This window comes from Mycobacterium sp. (assembly GCF_035506235.1).
Taxonomy (GTDB): Bacteria; Actinomycetota; Actinomycetes; order Mycobacteriales; family Mycobacteriaceae; genus Mycobacterium.
The window spans coordinates 1-4,503 of record NZ_DATJPU010000207.1 but is presented as its reverse complement, the minus strand read 5'-3'; the positions used below and the strand labels follow the sequence as shown (position 1 = coordinate 4,503).

Below are 4,503 nucleotides of genomic sequence, written 5' to 3'. Positions count from 1 at the left end.
GCCGCCCGAGGCGGGGCCACAGCCGAAGCCGGTGTCGCCGCCGAGACCGCCGCCAGCGTCGCTGCCCCCGAAGTGGCCGTCCCAGCCGCTGCGGTCATCGCGACCGCCCACCATCTGCGCAAGCGCCACAACCCCGAGTCCGGTTCCACCCCAAACGAATCCACACCGAAGCCAGCCCCCAAGTCCCCCGACACACGCTCGGCTCCCGCCGGCGAAACGATGAACCCGCCTGCGATCGATGACACGTCGTACGCCAACCTGGCCTTACCGACCGTGCCGGCACGCCCCACCAGCGACTCCGGGCGTCACGCGGCCGATAGCCCATCCGGTCCTGCCGAGATCAGCGGCCCACGTGACGGGGCCTACGACGCCGAACCGACCGGGTGCGAAGCCCCGCCGATCGAACGCCAGCAACCAGCGACCACCGATGGGCGAAGTCATGCAGCTCTAGAATTTCCGCCAACACCGCCACCGCGCACCCGCAAAGGTGAATGACCGTGACCGCACGCGACTACCTCGACACCGGAATCGCCAACCTCGGCCTACTCGGTGGAGCCAAAAACCTCGCCGCCGCCCGCGAAGCGTTCCGGCAGGCCACTGAGCTCGACCCCGGCATGTGCGATGCGTGGGTGGGCCTGGCCGCCGCCGGTGACACCAGCACCCACACCCTGCGACACGCTCACGACGCCAGCGCCACCCTGCACCGCGAAACCCGCCGCCTCGGCCTTGGCGACACCGACCTCGCTCCCACTATCCCGGCACCGGTATTCCTCGACCTGTACCCGTACACTGCCGGCGGGCTGGCGCTGGCCTACGCGGCCGGGCTCATCCGCGACGGCGACTACGACGCCGCCGACAACCTGCTGGGCCGCATCGACCTCAGCCGCGAACCCCAACAAACCCAAATCCACCGATTCCTCGGCGCCACACTGCATTACGTCACCCACCGCTGGCCAGACGTGCTCACCTGGACCTCACAACCCGTGCAGGCCCACAACGAGGTCGTCGACGCCGCCACCACACTGTTACGCGGCATTGCCCACACCGGCCTCGGCCAATTCCAGACCGCGCTGGCCACCCTGGAACCCATCACCGCCGAGCTGCACCCGACCCCCATCGCCGCCGAAGCCGCCCTCTACCGCGGCCTGTGCCACCGAGCGCTGCACGACGAGGCCGCTGCCCACGCCCAATTCACCGCCGCCACCGTGGATGGCGTGCTACGTCCCGACGCCTCCGCGGCCCTCGCCGACCCCACCTTCGGGCCCATCGTCACCACCGAAGAAGCCATCGCCGCGCGCACCGACCGCTGGGACCCCGACTCCGGGCCCACCACCACCGAGATCCGCCAAGCCCAACAACGCCAAGCCGCACAAGACGTCCTCGACGAAGCCCAACGCAACCTCGACGCTTTCATCGGGCTCCGACGCGTCAAAGCCCACGTCACCGAACTCAAGAACGTCCAAATCTATGACCAAGCCATGGCCCAGCGAGGCATCGAAGTCGGCCGCCGCGAATCACTGCACATGACCCTCGTTGGGCCAGCCGGCACCGGCAAAACCTCGATCGCACGCATCATCTGCCAAATGTATTTCGGACTGGGCATTCTCGAATCCGCCGAGTTCATCGAGGTCTCCCGCAACGAACTCGTCGGACAACACATCGGCGAAACCGAAGCCAAAACCAGCGCCATCCTCAACAACGCCAAAGGCCGGGCCCTGCTCATCGACGAAGCACCCGACCTCTACAAACCCGACCTCGACCGCGACTTCGGCCGCATCGCGCTCGACACCATCATGAAATTCGCCGAAGACCACCGCCACGACACCATGATCGCCCTAGCCGGCTACGCCGCGCCCATGAACCTACTGCTATCCGCCAACCCCGGACTACGCTCACGGTTCCCTTACCAACTCGAATTCGTCTCCAACACCGCCGACGAAATCGTCCAAATCGCACAGCTATTCGCCAAGACCTCACGCGTCACCATCGACTCCCAAGCACTGCAGCACTTCACCACCATCACCGAATGGCTCTGCAACACTGCAGCCAACGACGAGCACAACCAACTGCTCATCGACATCACCGCCAACGGCCGCTACGCCCGCAACGTCATCGCCTCAGCCACCGGCAAAATGAAAGCCCGCAACGCCGCCGACCCCAGCATCGACCTGCTCACTGCTGACCTCGAATCCATCAGCGTGATCACCCTCGCCGACATGCGAACCGCCATAACCGAAGTCCTCACCGCCAACGACATCACCACCAGCTCAGGGCAAACCTGAAGCGCCGCACACAATGACCTGGTATCCGAGATCGCGAGGGCCCCGTTGTTGTGCTCGCGGCCACAGCCAGTTCGAATTCGACGCTGCGCGCTTGGCCAAAACCCCGTCAACCGTCATGTGATTGTCGGGGGGGCTCACTCAGGTGGCTGTGGTAAGCGTTGGCCACCATGCGGCTCACCGTGCTGTGGTGAAGTCGGAACTCCTCGGCGATTTCCCCGACCTTGCCGCCGGCGGCGTAACGACTCAGTACCTGTTCGACGACCTCCGGGCTTTGCCGAGTTCGTCTGGCTTGCACGACCGCTAACGCGGCTCGGGCGTGTTCGCGATCCGTGCCTGCCATATCGAGGTCGTACCATTCCTCGCTGGGACCAGCCTCTGGGCGGGCAAGCGCCGATCGCGAACCGCGCTCTGCGCCGACGTCCACCCCTGACGCGGAGGCTGGGATGGGCATGATGCGGGACAATGCCAGCAGCGACATTGTTGCTTGGGCAATAGTGACGTCAACCACCACGGGCCATAGCCAGCCCAGGCGGTCGCGCACGCCGCAGCGAATCGCCAAGTCCCGTAAGGCATCAAACGACAGAACGAACGCACACGCGGCCAGCAGTGCTGTCATCGCCAGCGCACACCAATAGGCAGCGGAGCCGTGCTGGCGCACCCTGATCAACAGGGATACTCCCTCGGTCGAGGCGAGAAGCACCAGGGGCGGGGCGGTCGCTACCGCGGCGGCCACCGCCGCGGGAACAGCCGTGGCGTAAAGCGCCGCGTGCATCGCGTTGCCCCCGATCGATGCGGCGCTGGCTATCGCAAGAACTGTCCAAAAGAAGCGCACCGCTCGCTTGTGCTCGCTAGCCGCAGACGCTAGCCCGCGGTCGCGCACCCCAACGATGTGCAGGTCGGCCATACTGTAATCCTGCACGGATCACGTCGCATCCGTCTATCACCAGCGGTCAATTGCTCACGCATAAACCCAGATTCACCGCTCCGACTCGCTTAAACCGGCGTATTGATTTCATCGAAGGCGGCCAGACCCGCAGCCGTGCTGGGAGTCAGCAACACTGGCGCTGTCGGTGGTCAGTTGAGGTAGGGTTCCTCGTTGCGGAACGTCACCGGCTCTATCACCGTCCGGAACCGTTTGGTCCGCAGTTGGATTCGGTTATCGCGTTGCTCGATGATGATGTCGGGATCGCCCGCGGTGGGCCCGCCCACGGTCACGGATGCCCACGCGGCAGGGTAGGGGTTGGTGCGTCCGTTGTGCACCACCATTGTCGGTGGGCGAGGTGGCTGGGCGTTCATGTCGTCGGTGGTCCAGATGCGTGAGGATCCGGCAGTCATGGTCCAGCTTCCGGTGTTGTCGTAGACCGCGACACGTTCGCCGACTGCTGCTGCGCGGCGAATCAGTTGGCGCACAGTCTTATTGCCGGCGCACATGGCGATGCGTGTCGGCGCCGAGGGGTCGGACAACGGCATCAGCAGCAGCGCGTCGCCGAACTTGCCGAGCAGCACTCCCGATGGCCCGACGACGACCGCGGTGTCAAGCTCGGCCCCGACCGTGGTCGACGGCAGCCCATTAATGCGGCCACGGCCGGGCAGGGTCTTGGCCAGTGCATCCCACTGGCGGCCGGTGAACTGGTTGAGCGCCGGGTCTGGGGCCACGGGCAGTGGCTGCGGGGTGGTCAGCCTCACGACGGCGGATGCGCGCACCCCGCTTGGGCTGCGGCGCAACGCAACCACCAGCGTGGTGTGCTCAGCATCGTAGGACCACACGTCGTCGAGGTGGGTCGCATCCAGGTCATCAGCGCTGAGGTAGTAACTCGTCATGTAACCGTGCCCGGGCCGGTGCAGTGTGTTCCACTGGTCTCGGTATGGTTCCTCAGCGGCGCCGATGTCGCCGAGGCCGGCGATCGTGGCTTCTCTTATTTGTGCGCTGGTGAGGATCTGTGCGCGGCAGTTGACCTGGCGCAACGCCCGCACGATGCGCCGTGTTGCGGCGGCGGCGGCTTCCACACTGTTGCGCCGCCACAGCAGGCCCGCGGTGGTGTCGGCGGCGCGGGTGTCCAAGCGCACCACCAGCGTTGTGGTGCGCTGCCCAGCGGCCGGGCGCCCACCCAGAAACGTCGCGTACAACTCGGCGTAGTGATCGCGCGTGGTGCGGCGCCCTTCGCAGATGACGTCAACGTCGACACCCAGCCCGACACGACGCATGTGCTCGGCGATCACG

General features: G+C 65.9%; 3 protein-coding genes. 1 reads left to right on the top strand and 2 read right to left on the bottom strand.

Going from position 1 to position 4,503, the window contains the following annotated elements:
- The first annotated feature begins 491 nt into the window (after window positions 1-491).
- A complete protein-coding gene (locus tag VMD50_RS19165; RefSeq protein WP_414686124.1) occupies window positions 492-2,282 on the top strand; it encodes an AAA family ATPase in 1,791 nt (596 codons plus the stop codon).
- A gap of 106 nt (window positions 2,283-2,388) precedes the next feature.
- On the opposite strand, the gene VMD50_RS19160 is transcribed toward VMD50_RS19165, so the two are convergent.
- Together VMD50_RS19160 and eccE are read right to left on the bottom strand one after the other, a co-directional pair.
- Window positions 2,389-3,186 (bottom strand): DUF2637 domain-containing protein, encoded by a 798-nt coding sequence (locus VMD50_RS19160; protein WP_325429645.1) that lies wholly within the window; start codon window positions 3,184-3,186, stop codon window positions 2,389-2,391.
- A 170-nt stretch (window positions 3,187-3,356) separates the two neighbouring features.
- A partial coding sequence (gene eccE, locus VMD50_RS19155) for a type VII secretion protein EccE (RefSeq protein ID WP_325429643.1) occupies window positions 3,357-4,503 on the bottom strand: 1,147 nt, incomplete at its 5' end.